Source organism: Lachnoanaerobaculum umeaense (assembly GCF_003589745.1).
Lineage (GTDB): Bacteria > Bacillota > Clostridia > Lachnospirales > Lachnospiraceae > Lachnoanaerobaculum > Lachnoanaerobaculum umeaense.
The window spans coordinates 988,813-1,012,030 of record NZ_CP032364.1 but is presented as its reverse complement, the minus strand read 5'-3'; the positions used below and the strand labels follow the sequence as shown (position 1 = coordinate 1,012,030).

The following is a 23,218-nucleotide window of genomic DNA, read 5'->3' as shown; positions in this document are numbered from 1 at the left end:
TGTCAACAAAAATTGGCACTCGAGTAACTTGAGTGCCAATAATATTTTTCTTTATATTCAAATTTTTATTCAACCAGCTTATCCAACTCTTTTACAGACTCTGTATCAATAGCAATGCTATGTGTTGCCTTAGCTGCATACTGATTTACAGCACCTTGAGATTTTTTGATATTTTGCATTGTTCCCGGTCCTGCTACACAACCTCCCGGACATGCCATACCCTCAAGCAGATAACCCGGATACTTTCCTGCCTTTGCCATAGTCATCATCTTTCTACACTCTGAAAGGCCTTCCGCATTCATTATCTTTACTTCCTTATCAGGATATTGATTTTTAATAACTCCTACAACTGCCTTTGCAACTCCTCCTGATACTGCAAAATTTCTTCCGTCTGTCGATGCATCATTGACACCATTCGGATCTTCTTGAATATTTTCAATATCAATATGCTTTGCATCAAATATTCCTGCCATCTCTTCAAATGTCAATACAAAGTCTACCTCACTTCTTACATCGGTCCACATAGCCTCAAGCTTCTTTGCAGAACATGGCCCTATAAATACCACCTTTCCTTCCGGATGCTGTTTCTTTATAAGTCTTGCAGTAAGTGTCATAGGTGTAAGTGCCATTGATATACACTCTGCCTGATCAGGGAATAGCTTCTTTGCCATCAATGACCATGACGGACAACATGATGTACCCATGAAAGGCAATTTCTCAGGTACCTCATCAAGGAAGTCAAAAGCCTCTTGAGTAGCACATAAATCTGCACCTATAGCTACCTCAAATACGTCGGCAAATCCAAGAGCTTTCATAGCGGCACGAAGTTTTCCAGGTGTAACCTTAGGTCCAAACTGTCCTACAAATGCAGGTGCAATAGCAGCATAAACTCTATCACCTGACTGAATTGCTCTGATAGTCTGAAATATCTGTGACTTATCTGAAATAGCACCAAATGGACAATTTACAAGGCATTGTCCACAGGATACACATTTATCGTAGTCTATGTCAGCCTTACCATTTTCATCTGAAGATATTGCATCCATACCACATGAAGCAGCACAAGGTCTTGTCTGTACTATAATGGCATTGTACTCACAAACATTTGCACATCTTCCACATTTAATACATTTTTCCTGATTTATACTTGAAAATCCGCTCTCTTTATCAATGCTTACAGCGCCTGTAGGACAAACCTCCGCACATGGATGAGCCAAACATCCTTGGCAACCATTAGTTACAAATACTCTTTTTTCAACACAACCATGACAGGCAAACTTTATTATATTAATCAATGGTGGTGTATAATATGTTTCAGCCTTATCAGCCATTTCTATGCCCTCTGACAAAGGTGCATGATTTGCAGCACTTCTATAAGGCAATCCCATAGCAAGTCTTAATCTTTCTCCTACTATAGCTCTTTCAAGGAACACATTATTTCTAAAGTTTCCTACCTCTCCCGGAATAATCTTATAAGGTAACTCCTCTATTCTCTTATCCACAGGCCACTCTGTGTGGTATGCCATTCTGGCAACTTCTCTAAAAATTCTGTGTCTTATTTCCTGAATTCTTGTTTCAACACCTCTCACAATATTCCTCCACTAAAAAACAAACCTTTATAGAATAATTCTATACTGAGCAATAATATTCTACTATATTTGAAAAATAAAATAAAGATGAGTATGTTATTTTTTTGGCAATTTGTTGTTTTTTATAAGGAACAGTCAAAAATGTCTGCAAATAAGTACAAAAAAAGGCAGACTGTACAGTCTGCCTCAATATCATTTAAGATTTACCAATCAATTAGTTCTCTTTTTTCTTTGTAGCTACTACAAATGCACCACCTATAGTTGAAAGTCCAAGTAATGCTGTATAAAGTCCCATTGCTGAAGCATCAGCTGTCTTTGGAACATTTAACTTACCACGGTTAGCACCTGTTACATCCGCCTTTGTTGCACCATTGTTGTTTGTATTTGCCGGTGCTACATTGTTAGTATTAGAAGGATTTGCATTTGTTACATTGCTTCCAGGTCCCTGTGTTGTAGTGTTTGCAGGGTTTGTATTTGTGTTAGACGTTGTAACAGATCTTACACTTCCGCCTCCATATGATGACCCTGAACCGCTTGAAGATTTTGATGCAGTTGAACGAGTTGCAATAGATGGTGTTGCAGCAGATGGTGTTGCAGTAGAAGCTGTAGCCTTTTTAACAGGCTCTACAATAACAGTCTTTCCCGGTATTACTATCTGTGATGGAGTTTTAAAATATGTATTATTCTCCTCCACAGCATCAGTCTTTTCCTCTACTACTATCTTTGATGGGGTTTCAATATTTATATCATTTTTAACAGATTCTACAGCAGCAGCCTTTCCCGGTATTACTATCTGTGATGGAGCGCCAAAAGCAACGATGCTTCCTGAAACTACCCCTAGGGTTAAACCTAATGTTAATATTGCTTTTTTGAGTGATGATAAATGCATGATATGATATCTCCTTTTCATATAAGTTTTTTAAGTTGTCCCTAATATATCCCTACATGAAATTTTTTTCAAGTACTTTATTCAATATGTAACATTATAGTAAGATTCCTTACAATAATGCTACATATTTATTTAATACTTTTGTTAATCAATATCACCATCCAATTTGCTTGCTCTGGCTTCAACTTCCTTCTTCTGAATATCACCCGGAGTCTGCTCATATCTGGCAAATTCATAGCTGAATACTCCCATACCTCCTGTCATAGAACGAAGCTCTGTATTATATCCGAAAAGTTCCAACATAGGCACATCTGCCTTTATGATTTGCTTACCATGATTGATAGACTCCATTCCCAGAACTCTACCGCGTCTCTTATTAAGATCTCCCATAACATCACCTGTAAACTTATCAGGTACTATAACACTTACTGTGTAAATAGGCTCTAATAGTACAGGAGCAGCCTTCATAAATCCGTCTTTGAATGCAATAGTAGCTGCCATCTTAAATGCCATCTCAGATGAGTCAACCGGGTGGTATGAACCGTCAAGAAGCACAGCCTTAACACCTACTACAGGATATGCAGCTAAAGGCCCCTTAATACAGCACTCTGCCACTCCCTTTTCTACTGCCGGGAAATAGTTCTTCGGTACTGAACCACCAAATACAGTCTCCTCAAATACATATGCTTTCTCAAGATCTCCTGAAGGCTCAAAGCTCATCTTAACATCACCAAATTGACCATGTCCACCTGATTGCTTCTTATATCTTCCTGCAGCCTCTACTTTCTGTCTGATAGTCTCTTTGAAAGCTACTTTAGGTCTTGAAAGTTCTATCTTTACTTTATATCTATCTAAAAGCTTGCTTACTACAACTTCAAGCTGTTGATCGCCTATTCCGTATAGAAGAGTCTGTCTGTTTGATGTATCATTCACATGTTTTAGAGTTAAATCCTCTTCCATAAGTCTTGATAAACCTGATGAGAGTTTATCCTCCTCGCCCTTGTTTACTATCTTATATCTCATACAAGTATATGGTGATGAGATCTTAGGTCCATGATAGAGTATAGGTGCATTCTTAAGCGCAATAGTATCTCCTGTAGTTGTTACACTGAGTTTTGCCATAGCACCTATATCACCTGCTACAAGCTCCGGCACTTCTATAGCACTCTTTCCTCTAAGTACATATATTTTCCCGGACTTTTCGTCTGTTTCCTTACCAACATTATAGATTGCACTATCAGGCTTTAAAGTACCTGTACAAACCTTAACAAGTGAATACTTGCCTATAAACGGATCTACGATTGTCTTAAATACTCTTGCAGAAAGTGATACTTCTTTATTATATTTTGCTGTAAAATGCTCTCCGTTGCTTACATCAACACCAACACACTCTTTGTAATCCGGAGATGGGAAATACTTTTCAATAGCCATCATAAGTGCCTTAAATCCCTGTGCATCTACACCTGAACCCATCATTACCGGCACAATATCTCCATTACAAATATTCTCTTTGAGTGCTGTTGCTACCTCTTCATCAGTGAACTCTTCTCCTGAGAGATATCTCTCCATATACTCTTCACTTGTCTCGGCTACTGCTTCCATAAGAGCTTCCCTTGCAATTTTAAGGTTAGCTTCAACATAGTCAGGTATTTCACACTCTACATAGTCTGAAAGATTTGTAAATCTTCTACCCTTCATCTTTACAACATTTACAAATCCTACGAATTTTTCATTCTCTCTTATTGGAAGATGGAATGGAGCCACTTTTCTTCCAAAGCGTGTTTCAAGCTTCAAAAGCAGTTCACGATAGCTCGCCTTATCATCATCCATATTTGTTACAAAGAACAGTCTAGGCAATCCATACTCTTCACACAACTCCCATGCCTTGACTGTACCTACTTCGATTCCCGCCTTGCAGTTGACTACTATAATGGCAGCATCTGCTGCAGATATAGCTTCCTCTACCTCACCAACAAAATCGAAATATCCCGGAGTATCCAAAAGATTTATCTTTACACTTCCGGTTTCACCTTCATATTCTACCGGAACTAAAGAAGTACTTATGGAAAAGCCTCTTTTTATCTCTTCCTTGTCATAGTCGCTGATGGTATTTCCGCTTGAAATGCTTCCCATCTTGGAAATATTTCCTGCAACAAAGCTCATAGCCTCTGCCACCGTAGTCTTACCCGAGCCTCCATGGCCAAGTAATGCAACATTACGAATCTGTTTAGTTTCATAAACTTTCATAAGAGAATCCCTCCTTTTTAGTCAATAGACTTTATAATAAAGATATTTTACTAAACATAAGCTAAAATTTCAAGTTTTATATTCAATTTATACAATGTAATTTACATCTTTTTTATGATTAAATCGTTAGTATTTTTTATAATATTTTTGTATAAATAGACAGTTTTAGTAAAGATAAATAGTATGTTTCAATATTGCTTTCTGTGTCGCTTTAAACCGTTAAAGCAAAAGTATTTGACTAATACAAATAAATGTACTAGACTTTTTATATTTAATCAGGGCTTATGTCGGAATGGAGGAGCATGCATTATAATAATATAGCTTTTATAGGTTTTGGACTAATAGGTGGTTCTATTGCCAGAGCAATCAGAAAATATAAACCGGAATCAAAAATATATGCATATGCAAATAATACTTCTCAGCTGCTAAAAGGGAAAAATGATGGAGTTATTGATATTATCTTAAAAGAAATTGATGATAGTCTTACTGAATGTGATATCATATTTTTATGTGCACCTGTGGAATTTAACGAGGAATATCTTGCAAAAATAAAGCCCTTTATAAGAAAAGACTCCATAATCACCGATGTAGGCTCTACCAAATCATCCATACATAATTTAGCAAAAGAGCTTGATCTTGATGATATATTTATAGGTGGGCATCCTATGGCAGGCTCAGAAAAAACCGGCTATGAGGCTTCTGATGCTCTACTTTTAGAAAATGCCTATTATATGATTACTCCATCATCTAAAACTTGTAATAAGAAGCTGGAAGCATTAAAGAGTATTATTGAAATGATAAAATCCATTCCATTTATAATAGATTATCAAAAACATGATAAGGTTGTAGCAACAGTAAGTCATCTGCCACATATACTTGCAGCCACTTTGGTAAACCTTGTAAAGGACAATGACTATGAAGATGAGGTAATGAAAAGAGTTGCTGCCGGCGGCTTTAAAGATATAACAAGAATCGCCTCAGCATCTCCAATTATGTGGGAGCAGATTTGCATAGTTAATGCCGAACCTATAGATGCAATGCTTCTCAAATATATAGATATGCTAAAAGAGGTGCATTCACAACTTACAAGCAGATCAGGTATTTATATAAATAATATGTTTGAAAAATCAGGAGAATACAGAAATTCTTTTGATTCAAACAGTAGAGGAGTCCTTATTTCAAAGCATGATATAAGTGTGCATATACAGGATAAACCCGGAGCAATATCTATAATCTCTGCAATACTGGCTGCAAACTCTATCAGTATCAAGAATATAGGTATCAATCATAATAGAGAAAAGGGTGAGGGTGCACTCAATATCTCATTCTATGATGCAGACTCATGTGAAATGGCAAGTAAATTGTTGAAAGAATATAATTATAGAGTAATCTAATATTGGAGGAAAAATGATAAAGGGTAGATTAAGAGTTCCCGGAGATAAATCCATCTCCCATAGAGCTGTGATGTTTGGATCTATATCAAAGGGAATTACAAGAATAACAGGATTTTTAAACGGTGCCGACTGTATTTCGACTATTTCAATTTTTAAAAAAATGGGAATAGATATTGAAATGAATGGAACTTCAGTTATAGTCAAAGGTAACGGACTACATGGATTGAAAAGACCTGACAGTATACTGGATTGTGGTAATAGTGGTACTACAACCAGGCTTGTAAGTGGTATATTGTCTGCACAAAACTTTACATCTATACTTACAGGTGATAAGTCTATACAAAAAAGACCTATGAACAGAATAATAAATCCACTTTCCTTGATGGGTGCCAATATAGAGAGCAATGTGGGTTTTGCACCACTTACTATTACAGGCAGCTCTTTGCATGGCATAGAGTACAATTCTCCTGTAGCAAGTGCACAAGTAAAATCAGCAATACTTCTTGCAGGTCTTTATGCAGATTCAAAAACCACTGTAACAGAGCCTGCCAAATCAAGAGATCACACAGAACTAATGCTTAGAAAATTTGGTGCAAATTTAATTACAGATAAAAATACTGTAACCATAAGTCCTACCACTGAGCTTTTTGCAAGTGATATAGAGGTGCCTTCTGATATATCTTCTGCTGCATTTTTTATGGCTGCCGCTATACTTGTACTGGGTTCAGAGCTAATACTTGAAAATGTAGGCATAAACCCTACTAGAGACGGTATAATAAGGGTGTTAAAGTCTATGGGTGCTGATATTGAGATTATAAATCCATCAAATACATTTGAGCCTGTAGCAGATATAAAAGTATGTTATTCAAAACTACACTCAACTACTATTAGTGGAGAACTTATTCCTACGCTTATAGATGAACTACCACTTCTTGCAGCTGTGGCTACTATGGCTGAAGGTAAAACTATTATAAAAGATGCACAGGAGCTTAAGGTAAAGGAGTCCAATCGAATCAAAGTAATGTGTGAGGAGTTAAGTAAACTTGGTGTAAAGGTATTGGAAACTGATGATGGTATGGAAATTATTGGTACTGACAGGCTATCCGGAAATGTCACTATAGATACACATGATGACCATAGGATTGCCATGACTTTTGCTATACTTAATTTAATATCTGATGGAGAGATAAAGCTTAATAATAGTAAATGTGTGGAAATCTCCTATCCGGGATTTTTCTGTGATTTAAAAAATATAAATATATAATTAAAACAGGCTGTTACAATAAACAAATATATTCGTTTGTTGTAACAGCCTTAGTATATCACCTATTTTTGATGTCCAAACAACATTGCCACATAATAATATCCATTGCTGTAATAATATCCTACTCCTGCATATATTGTAGAAGCCGGAAGATTTTCGATAAAGTTTTCACTCTGTAGCATAAGCTCATTGTGTTTAGGTGAATTCTTGAATGATGTAATCTTAATCTCTGTAGAAGATGTATTGTCCATTGTCAATATCTCTGATACTCCGACATAATGATCTGTTATATTAGAAACTGTATAAAAATCCTGACCATCAGGTCTGGTATGTGCGAATGAAACTGCACTCTCACCGGCTCTTAGCTGTGCTGCAGCCATAAGTTCATTACTTACTACCATCTCCGGCAATCCCTTGCTTCTCCTGTACTCATTCAATCTAAGAAATAAATCTGCTCTTTCACCCGGATTCTCTCCACCAATAACTTGAGCAACAGCAAGACCTGCCTGACCTGACTTTGTCATCACAACTCCATTCTGTGTCCAGGCACCCTCACCATTTAGATCATATCCATCAGGTGACTTGGTATTCTTTAACATTGCAGCATATGGAAAGCTTTTATTGCTTCCATCATTAAAAAAATATGCCTTACCGTCCAGCCACTGCCATCCTATCAATGCATAACCTCTAGAATTAAAATAATACCAGTTATCCTTAATATTTTTCCACTGTGAAACAGGATACTTATATTCATCTGTCAAATACCACCAGCCCTTTGAGTCATGCTCCCAGCTTCCTGCATATGAAGCCATAGATAATCCCATACTCATTGATAGAACTGTAGCTAAAACAAATATTCCCTTTTTCATTTTTCCTCCTATAACTCAATAAAAATCCTTAAAACAGGCAACAGTTCAGTCATAAAATATATTTTACAGTTATCATTTTCTTATGTATAATACAAACAGCAAATACTTATATGGCTTTTGTACAATATAATTATACTAGATAGTTTACACTTTTTAAAGCATCTGTTTATTAGATTTAAACCAAGCAAATTGTTAGAAATATACAATGGAAAGGAAAATATGAGTCAAGAAAAATTTGATTTAGAGGAGGCTCTAAAAAAACTGAATGATAATCCTACAGTGCAAAAAAGAAATGGTACTATAAAGAAGAAAAATCCTGTAAAAATAGAACCTGACTACCGATATGAAGCATGTAATGATTCTTTTCCATGTGCTAACTGTGGAAAAATGATCTTACCTGAGGGAGCAGGTACTCATCATAGGAATCATTGTCCCCACTGTCTCTCCTCTATCCATGTTGATATTGAGCCCGGCGATAGAAAGAGTGATTGCAAAGGCATTATGGAAGCTATATCTATTTGGGTAAAGGATAAAGGAGAATGGGCCATCATACATAGATGTAAAAAATGTGGAAAAATTAATACCAACAGAATCGCAGCAGATGACAATCCTCTACTTTTGATGTCAATGGCTGTAAGACCTTTAGCTTCACCACCATTTCCTCTACATCTATTAGAAAGTTTTATAAAAAAATAAAAAATTACTGTCGCATAAATATCACTTTATGCGACAGTTTAAACTCCATATCTAACAAAGTTTTTCACCTAATATTTGGGCAATATCACTCTTTTTTCAATGGCTTCAGTCACAAGTTGTAATGTCTTGCTTGTGTTTGTCTTATCACACATATGGCTTATATGTCCTTTTATCACGCTTCTCGACAAACAGAGTTTCTTTGCAACCTCCTCTTGTGAAAGTCCCATTGCCAGTTCCCTAAGTACTCTAAGCTGTGCCGGTGTAAATTTACTTATTGGCACCCCATAAATATCTACATCTGGAGTCTTATCAGGGTATACATTCTCTCCGGCCATAGTTTTTTCTATGACATCCTTCAAACTTACATTCCCATAATCCTTATACCAAAAGCTTTCACAACCTGCTTGCTTTGCTTTCTCTATAAATGTATATTCAGGCATTGATGTTGTAATAATAATCTTTATTTGTGGAAATCTTTTTTTAATCTCGTCCGCTGCCACTAAACCCGATGAGTCTCCGGCAGTACATACGTCCATCAATATCAGATCCACCTGACACTTCATACATATAGGCATAGCATTTTGAGCATCTTCTATAAATGTTAATATATTATACCCACTCATACTCTCAAGCTCGTATTCCATCATTTTTCTAGCAATTCTTGAATCATCCACAATAAGTACATTTATCATAAACTCCCCCTATTTATATGGAAATGTAATTACCATTTTAAATACTTCTTCCGTTATAATCTCCATTATAGCATCTTCTTTTTTCATAAGTTTTCTAAGAGATGTAAGTCCATTACCTTCTCCCTGAAATTTTATCTCTTCAGTACCATTATCCCATATAGTTACTTTTTGTTGACTCCACTCTTCTTCTATTTCAACATATAGTTCATTAGCTTTACCATGTCTTACAGCATTTGTCATGGCTTCTCTTACTGCACTGTAATACAATTTCCCGTATTTTTTATATGGTTTTCTTTTAGGGAAGAAAATCTTACATCCTATCAGCTCTCCTACCTTCAAAAGTTCCTTTTCAATATCGGCATTCTCAGAAAATGTACCTATACCCTTGACCATATCAACAGCTCTATTCCATCTCTCTTCCAAACCTTTTATGTTAGATTCACTGATTCCATTGTCAAAGTCTTCTCTCAAAAATTGTTTTAGCCAAAGTATATATTCTCCAAATTCACCATGTACAGCTACTTTTGCAGAATACCTTTCCTTTTCTATATTTATATTTTCAAGTTCAATGCTCGCTTGCTGTATTCTTTTATTTTGATTTTTTAGTTCCTCATTATCCCAACTTATTTCATTTGCAATACCGGCAAGATCACTTACATCCACTGCTTCTATCTGGACAAAGCTATCACTTTCATCTTTCAATATACTCTTTCTAAAACACCATATACTTTCACCTTTTAGCTTATAATATATCCCATTCGTGCTGTCTACAACACCCAAAAAAATCGGTCTATAACTATCTTTTTTAGCTTTTTCAGTCAATAAATCCCATATATGATTTACATCAATGCATGGAATATTCAAAATTTCATAAATAAGTTCATGCATTTTTTTATTGATCAATATAGGTACACCATTATTATCTGCAAAACCAAGACCACCGGGAAATTCATCTACTGCTTCAACAATACTTGCATAACTAAGATCTCTCTTATTTTTATTATTGCTTTGAACATAATATACGCAGGCTAAAATTAATGCTACAAATATCATTTGCTTTGAAATCAAATTATAGCTATCTCCATATATGTTTTTCAATCTAAAAAAGCATCCATATACATACATATCTACTATACAAAGTATTGAAAGCACAAAATATGACCGGTATTTACTCAATGATTCATTATATGACTTTAATATTGAAATATTATAGCTTCCCCATACCAAAATAAATGTTGGTACTATAAAAAGCACTATTTCATATGCATATATTAAATTCCACTGCATATTTCACCACATTCTAACTGCTACGAATAAATATACTCCAGTTCAATCACCAGACCTTCACTCGTTTCATAAACCAAAAAATCATTTCTTCCAATTTTGTTATTTATATACTCTACAAAGCTTTTGCCACACATGTCCATACCCTTTATAATACTTATAATAAAATATAGACCTCTATTATTCCCCATTCCGTTTGGATTTATCAAAAACAAAACCTCAGACATTTTAAAATCCAGATACTCGATTGCATGCTGCCAAATATTACAACATTCCAAACAAAAACTACTGAGGATATTTTCATTTTCAGGAATATTAAAGACTAAATCAGTTGTTATATTAAGCTCATCCAAAGCCTGTTTTATCTCTGCAAAACACAGCTTAAGTTCTGCAACATATATATACTCACTATTTTCTGTTAACAAGTACAAATTACCATATCTTTTTATATATGTTACTGCCAATATAATTTTACCCAGATTATCCTTTAAGTCTGATTGCTTTTTCCCATAAAGTTCCTTAAGTTTTTCTCTTACAAATTCGCTTTGGCTAGAAAGTCTCATTCTCAAAACATTATAGATTCTTTCTCTTTCCTTGATCTTAGCCTGCTCTATGGTTACATCGTTTTCAAGCCTTTTTATTTCATACTCATTGTGCAATTTCTTTTGAATTTCCTCAAGTTCATGAATGTAGTAATTTAGTTCTCTTACATCCTTTTGCCATATCAGATAACCTGTACTCAATTTGCTTATATGTTTTTCAATTACATTGTTCTCGTATATAACATCATACTTTTTCAGATCAACAAAATCTTCCTTTGAAATAGGCTTGGCACCTCTTGATACTCTAAATAAATCACCATTATCATCTGTTATCTGCATCGATACTGTTGAAATATCAAACACTTCTTTGTGATAGCTGTTCACCTGCACCATTCCCATTGCAATACAACTTTCCCAAACCAGTATTTCCATAAGAAAAAAGCTACACATTCCCTCTATAACTTCATATTGTACCACCAATGAGTTTATATACATGGGAAGTATGTATAATCCATCCATCAATACAATGAAAAAAGGGAGCATTCTAAAAAATTTTAGTCTCTTTGCACCTCCACTGATTTTGTATATATGCCATGATTTCATTGTTTCCATAATGAATATCCAAACAAATACAAATCCTGTCAAAATCGTGGTATGGAACTGCAAATTAGGCTGCTTTTCGCCGGGTATTTTTATAAATAACAACTCATGAGCCTCACTACTTAGAAACAGTATTGTAAATATTATTGCAGGAATAAGTAGTATATACTCTTTCCAAGTGAATTTTACACTCTCTTTACCTAAATAAAGTGAAGCATAGTATCCAAAAATAGGAATAAAGAAAAATGGTATACTCACGAAATAACCACTTATTCTAAGCAATAATATATTTGTATCATATATTCCTATTATCAAAAAAAAGTGAATTATATAAAAAAGCATAATCGCATGTATCATAAATAAATACATGCGAACTCCTATTTGTATAACCCTAATCCTTATAGAGTTCCACCATATACTTAAGCAAAACAAATATAGTACGAAAACAATTATAGCCATTGCCATATCCTTCATTACTCCGGCTCTCCCACCTAAGAATTCAGGATAAATCTTGAATCTGGCACTCTGATTCTCTATTTGAAAGAGAAAAAAAGATGCAATCACTAATGTTATAAAGGCTATACCGATATAAAACAGTTGTTTATAATACGGCTTCATAATATCACTCCACTTATCAAAATTTATAGTTTTATTAATCACCATATTACATAGAATAGTCGATTTTGTAAACTTATTTTTAAGAAATCTTTAAATCAGTTGTCAAATCACTTATTTTTATAATTACAGTATATATAAATCAGTGCTTTTTATATTATTTTTCGATCCAACCTCTATAAATAGCTCTGCCTGCCATACGTGTCATATACATATCTTCTTCGATAAATGCAAAGTCAGGATCTTCTTCCTCAAATTCTTCAAAACTGCCCTTTACAAAATCCCAGCTCTTTGTAAATATGAAATAGCTGTCTTCATACTCTGCACTATACTCTACTCCCTTTATCTGTGGCAATTCTGCTATTGTATTTTCTATTCCTTCTCTTGCCTCTTCTTTAGAAGAATATTCTGTATCTGAATATGCAATTTCAACGCTGAGAGTAATCTTTGTAATTCTATTATCATCATATGAAAAACTGAAGAATTTACCACCTTCTTTATCCATATAAGTCTTTTCTCCTTTTCCTTTAAAATCACTCTCGCTTATTTTAGTATAGCCATTTTCCAGTAAGGCCTTAGCTTTTATATCCATTTGAAGTAATTTTTCTTCATCATCAACCGGTTCCATACCAAGTTCTTTTATTACTTTATCATATTCATCAAAATCAAGCACTGTATAATCATATATTGTAGTCTGTTCATATCTTTCATCTCCTAAATATGTTTCAATATCAATACCGTTAACTTGCTTTATTACATCTGCACGTTCATCAATATATACCTCCTGAGCAATCTCCCTATTTTCTGGTGTTACTTCCGTTCCTTCCGGCTGAAGCCTTATAGATGCCTTATCTTCCAAAGATATGATTTTATTATCTTTATATTTATATATCCTTACCCTCCTCATTGGTCTGGCATCATCATCTTTTTGTGGCTTAGTAAATATTACCTCTCCCTCACCTTTAAACTCAGACTCATCCTTCTTTTTATCTGATGTCTTATCCTTTTTGTCTTTCTTGCCTACCTTCTTTTCTTTCTTTTTGTCTGATGTCTTATCATCTCTATCTTTCTTGTCCGCCTTCTTTTCTATCTTTTTATCCGGTGCCTTATCCTCACTGTCTTTCTTTCCTGAACATGCAGCCAAACCGAATATCATTGTAAATACTACCAAACCTGCTACTATTCTTTGAATTTTTTTCATTTCATTCCTCCTTTAATTTTTTTAATCATTGCTGTTATACCTTACAAAACAACAATTTACATAAAATCTGATATCACTTTTCAAGTTCTTTTTTGTGCAATACTTAATTTAGTTTAATATTTTTTAACACAAAAACAGTGCCCAAAAGTACTGTTTTGTTATTTACTTACTAGAACAAGAGCTGATATTCAGTTATCAGCTCTTGCAATTTTACTTACTTTCTATTTTATAGCCAAGGCTTTTATCTCATTATTTTGGTATTTATCAAAACATACAATATTTATAAAGATCCGTCTGCCTTTACCATATAACCGTCAGGTGTCCTGGTATTTACAAGCATTGCACCGTCTGCACCCATGTAGTACCATTTGCCACCACTCTGTACCCAAGAGTTTGCCATCATTATTCCGCTGCCGTTCATAAAATACCATCTACCACCATGATTTACCCAGTTTGTAAGCATTGCTCCATTTGATCCAAGATAGTACCACGCACCATTTGAATGTTGCCATCCTGTAGTCATATAACCTGATGCATTAAACAAATACCATGCACCGCCGATTTGACTCCAAGCATTTCTTGGATATGAACCGTTAGCATTCTGATACCACCAGCCATGTGCATCCTGCTTCCATCCTGATGCTGAACTTGACTTACCATTGTTATTCTGTGACTTTGAGCCACCGCCGCCACCGGAACCGCCACTCTTTGAGCCACCGCCTCCGCCGGAACCGCCACTCTTTGAGCCGCCTCCGCCACCGGAGCCACCACTCTTTGAGCCGCCTCCACCACCGGAACCGCCACTCTTTGAGCCGCCTCCACCACCGGAACCGCCACTCTTTGAGCCGCCTCCACCACCGGAACCGCCACTCTTTGAGTTATTCTGGTTTTGCTTTCTTCTTTCTTCTTCCTGTTTCTTTCTTTCTTCCTCTTCCTGTCTCTTCTTTTCTTCTTCTTGTCTCTTCTTTTCTGCTTCCTGTCTCTTCTTTTCTGCTTCCTGCCTCTTCTTTTCTGCTGCTTCCTGCCTCCTTCTTTCTGCTTCCTCTTCCTGTCTCCTTCTTTCTGCTTCCTCTTCCTGTATTCTTCTTGCCTCTTCCTCGTCAGCTCTTCTTTCATCTTCAGTTATCTCAGGCTCCGGATCAGGCTTGGTACAATGCATATATGCAGGATACTCAAGTGGAGATTCAACATATCTTCCGTTAACCTCTTTTAGTTCATTAAGGCCCTTTGCAGTATATGTTAAGTCATGTGAACTGCCATTACTTAGGCATTCAATGTTAACTATATATGCATCAACACCGGTTGTTCTCATAGATAAACTAACATTAGTTCTTCTATACACCTCATCACACACATAATTCATATTTATTGATGACAGCTCCCATTCACATCTGTAATATAATGGTACATAGCCTCTACGAATATATTCACACAAATCGTCAATAAACTCACTTGACCTAGTTGCAGAATGACCTGAATATTTCATATAGTCAAAATCAAAACTCATAAAAGATTGATATATATTTGAGAAATCTCCTCTTGTTGAAAATTTAGCATTATTACTTACTCTGTTTCTTCTACTTGCAACCTTTGGAATCATAAGGTAAGTATTTCTTGGTTGACCGAATTCATTTTCATCATCATTCCATGTTGGATCTACCAACAGCCAATTACGATAAACATTATTATTCACTTCTGTACATACTAAATTCCAAGCATGCCTTCCTTCCTCTCTGTTGGAATCAACAACAATGCCACCATCAACTACGCATATAAAACCTGCCATTCTAGATACCAACTGGAATGCTCTTGCATACGATGTACAAACACCACTTTCTTCCACCAAAATACCATAAGCCTTTCTTTGCATAGTATTTTCAATTTTCCTGGACGCTACTTCAGTAGCATAACTTCCATTGTCAATTAAATAATCATTTATAGCATAAAGTTCTTGTATATATTGGCCATTTGTATATAAACCTATATGATCTATTATTGACTCTGCCTTATCCAGCATCTCTATCTGCAAATTCTTTCTTTCCTCAGGATTAGGAAATTCATAATTGACATTTATTCTATATATTTTTTCTCCCCAATTATTAGTATTCCAATAAGTATAGTTATATTCCGGAAAATCTTCTTCTAAGATCATCTGATTTTGCCAATTTGCTTCACTAAATGCCGATTTCAATTCCTCTTCACTATAATTTCCCGTAACATATATAGGAGTAATACCAAAAGTCATTTGATCTGCCAAATATCTTACCAGTGGACTGCCTCCCATAATAAGCTTTCTCAGTCTTCTCTTAGTCTTATGATCATATACCGAAGAAATTCTCTTCTCACCTTTGACTACAACTGCCTCATATGCTTCATTGATAATATCTTCAACACTAGTTGTGTTTACTGCCTGTGTTCTTATAAGATCCGGATCTATCTCTGGATACTCCATTCCATCTATATGGTTTTCAAAAAGATAATCCAAATATGACATGTCATCATCAAAGCTTAATTCTTCACCTTTTTCTACTACAACGTCACCCTCTAGTAATTTATTAAGTAATTCTTCACCATTTAACGGAATATCTACACCATTTTCAATTTCATCTTCTGTAAGTACCATATCTGTATCATAGATAGATGTCAGTTTCTTACTTTGATAACGATTTCCCTGATAACCCGGAGTACTGATAGCATCTGACAAGGTTGCTATTTCAAAATCATCTTCATTAAAATCTTCACTTACATATCCACTGGGTATGATGTCCCCATCCATTTCATACCCTCTTGCACCGGTATCTCCATATGCAAGTATTGTCGCATTAGGCAAAGGCAACATGCAAACTGTAAGCATAACTGCCAACGCCTTTGTCATCATCTTTCTCATAAAACACCATTCCTTTAATATAATTTTCAATCATTTTTTATAGCCATACAAACTATAAATCTCCAAACTGTCTTCTTTCTTATATTTGCTTATAAAATTAGTGCTTACCCCCCTTAAACCTTATTTTTTATTACAACCATAGTAAATAATTAAGATTAGTCTAACATTTTCTAAATAAAAAAACAGTACCCAAAAGTACTGTTTTTATCTCAATCCGGAAGAAGCTGATAACTATATCAGCCATCAGCCCCTGTTAATATTCCCGTCTTCCGTCGAAGTACTATGAAATTTCCGACGTTTCAAATTTTTAGCAAACTATTTAATTTTATACAATTCTTTTAAACCCTTTATTTTAAAGGCTTTTCTTACATAAAAAATAATTTGAAAAAATTGAAAAAATTTTTACAGCATGTTATAATCATAGTACTTCATAGTACTTTACTTTTAGAGGTGTTTATGGCTTATTTTTTGAGAAAAGAAAAGAAGAAAAAAGGTACTTATCTTCAGATGTATGAATCATTTTGGGATAAGGATAAAAAGCAACCAAGAACAAGAAATGTAAAATCTTTTGGTTACGTTGAAGATCTGACTTCAGATGAGATTCCGGATCCGATTAAATTTTATAGCGATTATGTAAAAGAGCAAAATGAGAATAGAACAAAAGTTCTTTCTGAAGAATCCCGTCCTCGTGCATTTTCCACTCCTGTTGAACTTAATATAGGACACTTCTTGCTCTACTCATTGATTGATGAGCTTGATGTTAAGGAAACTATTGATATACTTGCTTCTCAAATGCGTTTTCAGTTCTCTGTATTTGACTTAATTACACAACTTATTTATGCAAGGGTTATATCACCATGCTCTAAGTCAAAGACAGCCTCTCATGTCTTTCCATACATTTACGGCAGCTCTACAATCTCTGAAGACCAAGTATATGACGGGTGTTCTTTCATAGGAGAGTCTTATAAGAAGTACATTGATTTGTTTAATCACTCTTATGAAAAGTATTTTAAAAGAGATTTAAGCAATGTATTTTTCGATTGTACTAATTATTACTTTGAAATTGATCTTCCTAGCGATGACAAGCAAAAGGGACCTTCAAAAGAGAATAGGCACTCTCCGATAATAGGGCAGGCTTTACTTTTAGATGCTGATCTAGTACCTGTCTCCATGCAAATGTATCCCGGAAATGAATCGGAAAAGCCATATATTAGAAAAGTTATTGAAGAAATGAAGCAACGACACAGCGTATCAGGCAAGACAATTCAGGTGGCTGATAAAGGCCTTAATTGTGCAAGAAATATTTATGCTGCAGTTAAAGAAGCTAGTGACGGCTATATATTTTCAAAATCAATACATGGTAAGAATCTAAGTGAAAAGGAAAAGAAATGGGTTCTACTTGAGAATGATACAAATGTCTTTTCTAATTACACTGATGAAAGAGGTAATATATCTTTTCGTCTTAAATCCTGTATTGACAGCTTTGATTACAGTTTTAAAGAGATTGATCCGGAAACAGGAAAAGAGAGTGTTACAAGGTTTTCTGTAAAAGAAAAGCGTATCGTCTCTTATAATCCTAACCTTGCAAAGAAACAAAGGCTTGAAATAATGAAAATGGTCGATAAAGCTTCAAAGTTTTCTACATACAAAAATATCGCTAAAGATGAACTTGGAGATTGTGCTAAATATGTAGACATTATAACTAAAGATAGTACAGGCAAGACAATAAAGCCTATAATAGATTTAAATAAATCTAAGATTGATGAAGATCTTAAATATGCAGGATATAATCTTTTAGTGACATCCGAAATAGATATGGAGCCATTACAGGTATATAAAACATACCATAGCCTATGGAAGATCGAAGAATCTTTTAGACTTACAAAATCATACCTGGATGCAAGACCCGTTTATTTACAGAAAAAAGAAACAATCTATGGGCATTTTTTGATATGCTACCTTAGCTTGTTTCTTTTAAGAGTATTAGAAATCAAGTGTTTCAAGAATAAAATAAACTCTTATGACTTGATCAACTTTATGCGTGATTTTAGGGTGGTAAATAAAGGTGATGATACATATATCAATATATCAAGAAACCAGGCCGTTAACGAAAAGGTTAAAAAACTGGTTGGTTTTAGTAACCTTGATGCCCTCTATTTAACCAAAGCTGAAGTCGACAATTTCTTTCAAAACTGCATGCTCTTGTATACCTAGAGTACTAGGTTTTGAGAGAAACGACGGAAGTCAGGAACCATAGTAAATAATTAAGATTAGTCTAACATTTTCTAAATAAAAAAACAGTACCCAAAAGTACTGTTTTTATCTCAATCCGGAAGAAGCTGATAACTATATCAGCCATCAGCCCCTGTTAATATTTATTCTACAACCTCTTCTTTTCTTATTTCCTTAGTTCTTATCTCTTTACAAATCATATCTACAAAGTCTGAAAGCTTTTTGCTGCCCTCATCTCCGGCAAATCTACTTCTTACTGATACAGTTCCTTCTGCCTCTTCCTTCTCACCTACCACAAGCATATATGGAAGTCTTGAAAGTCTTGCATCTCTTATCTTAAATCCAATCTTCTCTGTTCTTGTATCAAGTGTAGCATCCACACCGTTTTTCTTAAGTTCTTTCAAAACAGAGTTTGCATAGTCTGCATACTTATCTGATATAGGAAGAATTCTTACCTGCTCGGCACATAACCATGTAGGGAACTTACCTGCATACTTTTCAATAAGCCATGCAAGAGTTCTCTCATAGCAACCGAGAGATGTTCTATGAACTATATAAGGTCTTACCTTAGCTCCGTTTTGATCGATATAGTAAAGATCAAAGTTCTCTGCAATAGCGGCATCAAGCTGGATTGTGATCATTGTATCTTCTTTGCCATATACATTCTTTGCCTGGATATCTATCTTTGGACCATAGAATGCAGCCTCACCATCAGCCTCTGTAAATGGAAGCCCCTTCTCTATGAGGATATTTCTGAGTGCACCCTGTGTACCTTCCCAATATGCCTCATCTCCAAGGTATTTCTCCTTATTATTCTTATCCCATTTTGAAAGTCTGAATGTAACATCATCTCTAAGACCTAAAGTATCAAGTACATATATTGCAAGATTTAAGCAGTTTTGCAACTCTTCTTCAGCCTGATCAGGTCTAATTACATTGTGACCCTCTGAAATAGTAAACTGTCTCACTCTTGTAAGTCCATGCATCTCTCCTGAATCTTCATTTCTAAAAAGTGTAGAAGTCTCACCCATACGATATGGAAGATCTCTGTATGACTTTTGGCTGTTCTTATATACATAGTACTGGAATGGACATGTCATAGGCCTTAGAGCAAGAATTTCTCCATCATTTTGTGGATCCCCGAGTATAAACATACCGTCCTGATAGTGATCCCAATGACCTGAAATCTTATAAAGATCAGACTTTGCCATAAGAGGTGTCTTTGTTCTTACATAGCCCCACTCATTGTCCTCTAAGTCCTCGATCCACCTTTGAAGCTTCTGTATCATCTTTGTACCCTTTGGTAACATAAGAGGAAGTCCCTGACCTATTACATCTACTGTTGTAAATAGCTCCATCTCTCTTCCAAGCTTATTGTGGTCTCTAAGCTTTATCTCTTCAAGATGCTTTAAATGTGCCTCCAGCTCTTCTTTTGAATTATAGGCTGTACCATATATTCTTTGAAGCTTTGCCTTGTTTGAATCACCTCTCCAATATGCCATTGATGATGATATAAGTTTAAAAGCCTTGATATCCTTTGTTCTTTGAAGATGAGGTCCCGCACAAAGGTCTGTAAAATCACCTTGCTTATAGAATGATATTATCTCTCCATCAGGTAAATCCTGTATAAGTTCTACCTTATAAGGCTCATTTCTTTCTTCCATAAACTTAATGGCTTCTTCTCTTGGAAGCTCAAATTTTTCAATATGTGCACCTTCTTTTATGATTTTTTTCATCTCAGCTTCAAGCTTGTCAAGGTCCTCTCTTGAGAATGGCTCATGATCAAAATCATAGTAAAAACCTTCTGCAATGCTTGGTCCAATAGCAAGCTTAGCCTCCGGAAAAACTCTCTTTACAGCTTCTGCAAGTACATGTGATGCCGAATGTCTTATAACAGAGAGTGCCTCCTTATCTTTAACTGTAATAAGGTTGAGTTCACAGTCAGCATCAATTTCATCTCTAAGGTCATGCATAACTCCATTTACTTCACCTGCTACTACATTTCTTGCCAATCCCTCACTGATATCTTTAGCAATATCAATAATACTTTTTTTACTTTCATACTCTTTTACTGAGCCATCTTTTAATGTTATCTTCATATTTCCTCCATTTTATATTAAAATAAAAATCGCCCATAAACTTTCGTTTAAGGGCGATTGACGCGGTTCCACCTTAATTCAGATATATAAAATATCCCTCATTTGATTATAACGTAATCAACGTGCTCTATTAAAGCCACTCTGAGATGGTCTTCACATATACTTCCATAAATTGTTCTCAGCCATACAACTCTCTCTGTGATTTCTATATATGCTACTTTTCTCTTCTTCGTTTATGCACAATATAATATTACTTGATTTTAGCTTTGTCAAGTCTCATTAAATATTTTTTGATTCTAAATATCTAAGCATGCCTTCTACAGCAATCTTAGCCTGTGCTACAGCATCAACTACAGTTTTTGATCCATGCACCACATCACCTGCTGCAAACACGCCTTCAACAGTTGTCATATTGTTTTCATCAACTATAAGAAGTCCCTTGTCTGATGCTTTCAAACCTTCTGTAGTAAGTACCAGTTTATTCTTTGGTCCATTACTTACAGAAATGATTGTAGAATCTGCATCCACATAATCAAGTTCATCCTCATAACCTACTACATTATCTTCCTCATTAAATATAGCTGTCTTAAAAACCGGACCATCATAGGTAATAGCCTCAATAGCCTTCCCAAATATAAACTCTGCACCTTCATATTTAGCAGCCTCCACCTCTACTGAGTTTGCAGCTACTCTCTTGCTTCTAGCATATAGCTTTACTGTTCTTGATCCCCTCCTAAGAGCTGTTCTTGCCACATCCATTGCGGCATTTCCCATACCAATTATTGCAACACTGTCTCCAAGCTTATGTCCATCAGGATTTGCCAGATAATCCACACTGAAATGTACATTAGGCATACTCTCTCCGGCAATACCTAAAGTTTTGGCTCTCCACACTCCTGTACCTACAAATACAGCCTTGTAACCGTCTCTAAAAAGATCCTTTATCTCTAAGGCACCACCTACTGCGGTGTTATTTCTTATCTTTATACCGATCTCTTCCATCTTGTCATAGTATCTTTTCATCAATGACTTTGGCAACCTGAAGTCCGGAATACCATACTGAAGCACTCCACCTATAGTATTTCTTTCATCAAATATAGTTACATCATAGCCCTCTTTTATCATCTTGAACGCTACCGTCATGCCTGCCGGTCCACCGCCTATGATAGCGACCATCACATTCTTTCTTGGCTTTTTTACAAACTCCATTCTATCCAGATAAAAATCTGATATAAACTTTTCTATATCACAAAATCTTACAGGATTGTTCTTTCTGTTCATTATGCAATTTCCAAGGCATTGTGCCTCATGATCACAAACTATTGAGCAAACAAGTGATAGCGGATTGTTCTCAAAAAGAATCTCTCCTGCTTCCATTATCTTGCCCTCTTTAAAAAGTGCTATCACCTGTGGTATTGATGTTGTTATAGGACAGTGACTACTACACAGTGGCTTCTTACACTGCAAACATTTATTTGCTTCATTTACTATATGTAATCCCATTTTTCACCTCTTGTTTCATAAATCTATTATAAGACTTGATAAGTTTACAGCGTAAAATTAAATTTTTCAACAAAGTATTTGATAAAATACATCCGGATATTTCTTTATCAATTTATTATAGAATCTATTTATCTCTAAAATAGTCCTTCAAACATTGGAATGTCTCTTCGCTTATATAATGCTCTATTCTACATGCATCCTCTATAGCTGTATCCTTGCTTACTCCGATCTTTTGTAATATAACTCCCAAAACATTATGTCTCTCAAGTGTAGATTCTGCAATCTCCATTCCCTTTAAAGTCAATGATATATGCCCTTCATTGTTTACTTCAACATATCCGTTCTCTCTGAATTTTTTCATCTGCTCACTGATAGTAGGCTTTGAATATCCCATTTCTCTTGCTATATCTACAGCTCTTACTACGCCTGTCTTATTCTTCAGTCTAAGAATTGTCTCCAAATACATTTCTGCAGCTTCTTGTATAACCATATATCCTCCTTCTTAAATTGTACTATGTAGTCATACTATGTCAGTAAATATTATAACCAACATCAAAGTAAAAATCAATTTTTTACAATCTTTTCTCACAGTTTTACAAAAGTCGGACACCCAAG

General features: G+C 35.2%; 16 protein-coding genes and 1 other annotated feature. Of the genes, 4 read left to right on the top strand and 12 right to left on the bottom strand.

What is annotated here, in order from left to right; genetic code table 11:
- Positions 1-65: 65 nt before the first annotated feature.
- From D4A81_RS04610 to D4A81_RS04600, 3 genes are all read right to left on the bottom strand, one after another.
- Positions 66-1,589: a 4Fe-4S dicluster domain-containing protein gene (locus tag D4A81_RS04610; RefSeq protein ID WP_111525373.1), complete on the bottom strand. Its 1,524-nt coding sequence runs from the start codon at positions 1,587-1,589 to the stop codon at positions 66-68.
- A gap of 214 nt (positions 1,590-1,803) precedes the next feature.
- On the bottom strand, positions 1,804-2,478 hold the full coding sequence (locus tag D4A81_RS04605; RefSeq protein ID WP_111525372.1) for a sortase B protein-sorting domain-containing protein: 675 nt from the start codon (positions 2,476-2,478) through the stop codon (positions 1,804-1,806).
- 144 nt (positions 2,479-2,622) lie between these two features.
- On the bottom strand, positions 2,623-4,725 hold the full coding sequence (locus D4A81_RS04600) for an elongation factor G (RefSeq protein WP_111525371.1): 2,103 nt from the start codon (positions 4,723-4,725) through the stop codon (positions 2,623-2,625).
- Between the two features lie 302 nt (positions 4,726-5,027).
- Here D4A81_RS04600 and D4A81_RS04595 point away from each other — a divergent pair, with 302 nt between their 5' ends.
- Both D4A81_RS04595 and aroA read left to right on the top strand, forming a co-directional pair.
- A complete protein-coding gene (locus D4A81_RS04595) occupies positions 5,028-6,119 on the top strand; it encodes a prephenate dehydrogenase (RefSeq protein WP_111525370.1) in 1,092 nt (363 codons plus the stop codon).
- Between the two features lie 13 nt (positions 6,120-6,132).
- Entirely contained in the window at positions 6,133-7,383 is a 1,251-nt protein-coding gene (aroA, locus tag D4A81_RS04590; RefSeq protein ID WP_111525369.1) for a 3-phosphoshikimate 1-carboxyvinyltransferase, read from the top strand.
- A 62-nt stretch (positions 7,384-7,445) separates the two neighbouring features.
- Here aroA and D4A81_RS04585 read toward each other — a convergent pair whose 3' ends face one another.
- Complete coding sequence (locus D4A81_RS04585) at positions 7,446-8,252, bottom strand: CAP domain-containing protein (RefSeq protein WP_111525368.1); 807 nt, start codon at positions 8,250-8,252, stop codon at positions 7,446-7,448.
- Between the two features lie 219 nt (positions 8,253-8,471).
- Here D4A81_RS04585 and D4A81_RS04580 point away from each other — a divergent pair, with 219 nt between their 5' ends.
- The gene (locus D4A81_RS04580) at positions 8,472-8,948 is read left to right on the top strand and encodes an RNHCP domain-containing protein (RefSeq protein ID WP_111525367.1); all 477 of its coding nucleotides are present in this window, start codon (positions 8,472-8,474) and stop codon (positions 8,946-8,948) included.
- A gap of 68 nt (positions 8,949-9,016) precedes the next feature.
- On the opposite strand, the gene D4A81_RS04575 is transcribed toward D4A81_RS04580, so the two are convergent.
- From D4A81_RS04575 to D4A81_RS04555, 5 genes are all read right to left on the bottom strand, one after another.
- Positions 9,017-9,640 carry a response regulator transcription factor gene (locus D4A81_RS04575; RefSeq protein WP_111525366.1) on the bottom strand — a complete coding sequence of 208 codons (624 nt, stop codon included), beginning with the start codon at positions 9,638-9,640 and terminating at the stop codon, positions 9,017-9,019.
- Between the two features lie 9 nt (positions 9,641-9,649).
- Entirely contained in the window at positions 9,650-10,927 is a 1,278-nt protein-coding gene (locus D4A81_RS04570) for a sensor histidine kinase (RefSeq protein ID WP_111525365.1), read from the bottom strand.
- Between the two features lie 20 nt (positions 10,928-10,947).
- Entirely contained in the window at positions 10,948-12,684 is a 1,737-nt protein-coding gene (locus D4A81_RS04565; protein WP_111525364.1) for a hypothetical protein, read from the bottom strand.
- 154 nt (positions 12,685-12,838) lie between these two features.
- Complete coding sequence (locus D4A81_RS04560; RefSeq protein WP_111525363.1) at positions 12,839-13,882, bottom strand: DUF1307 domain-containing protein; 1,044 nt, start codon at positions 13,880-13,882, stop codon at positions 12,839-12,841.
- A gap of 280 nt (positions 13,883-14,162) precedes the next feature.
- Positions 14,163-16,769 (bottom strand): transglutaminase domain-containing protein, encoded by a 2,607-nt coding sequence (locus tag D4A81_RS04555; RefSeq protein ID WP_111525362.1) that lies wholly within the window; start codon positions 16,767-16,769, stop codon positions 14,163-14,165.
- A 456-nt stretch (positions 16,770-17,225) separates the two neighbouring features.
- Between D4A81_RS04555 and D4A81_RS04550 the strand changes: the two genes are divergently transcribed.
- Positions 17,226-18,983 carry an IS1634 family transposase gene (locus D4A81_RS04550; protein ID WP_119808208.1) on the top strand — a complete coding sequence of 586 codons (1,758 nt, stop codon included), beginning with the start codon at positions 17,226-17,228 and terminating at the stop codon, positions 18,981-18,983.
- 161 nt (positions 18,984-19,144) lie between these two features.
- Here D4A81_RS04550 and thrS read toward each other — a convergent pair whose 3' ends face one another.
- The 3 genes from thrS to D4A81_RS04535 form a co-directional block, all read right to left on the bottom strand.
- The gene (gene thrS, locus D4A81_RS04545) at positions 19,145-21,100 is read right to left on the bottom strand and encodes a threonine--tRNA ligase (protein ID WP_111525668.1); all 1,956 of its coding nucleotides are present in this window, start codon (positions 21,098-21,100) and stop codon (positions 19,145-19,147) included.
- A gap of 46 nt (positions 21,101-21,146) precedes the next feature.
- Positions 21,147-21,339 (bottom strand) — a binding site (T-box leader).
- 40 nt (positions 21,340-21,379) lie between these two features.
- A complete protein-coding gene (locus tag D4A81_RS04540; protein WP_111525669.1) occupies positions 21,380-22,603 on the bottom strand; it encodes an FAD-dependent oxidoreductase in 1,224 nt (407 codons plus the stop codon).
- A 124-nt stretch (positions 22,604-22,727) separates the two neighbouring features.
- Positions 22,728-23,093: a metal-dependent transcriptional regulator gene (locus D4A81_RS04535; protein WP_111525670.1), complete on the bottom strand. Its 366-nt coding sequence runs from the start codon at positions 23,091-23,093 to the stop codon at positions 22,728-22,730.
- Between the last annotated feature and the right edge of the window lie 125 nt (positions 23,094-23,218).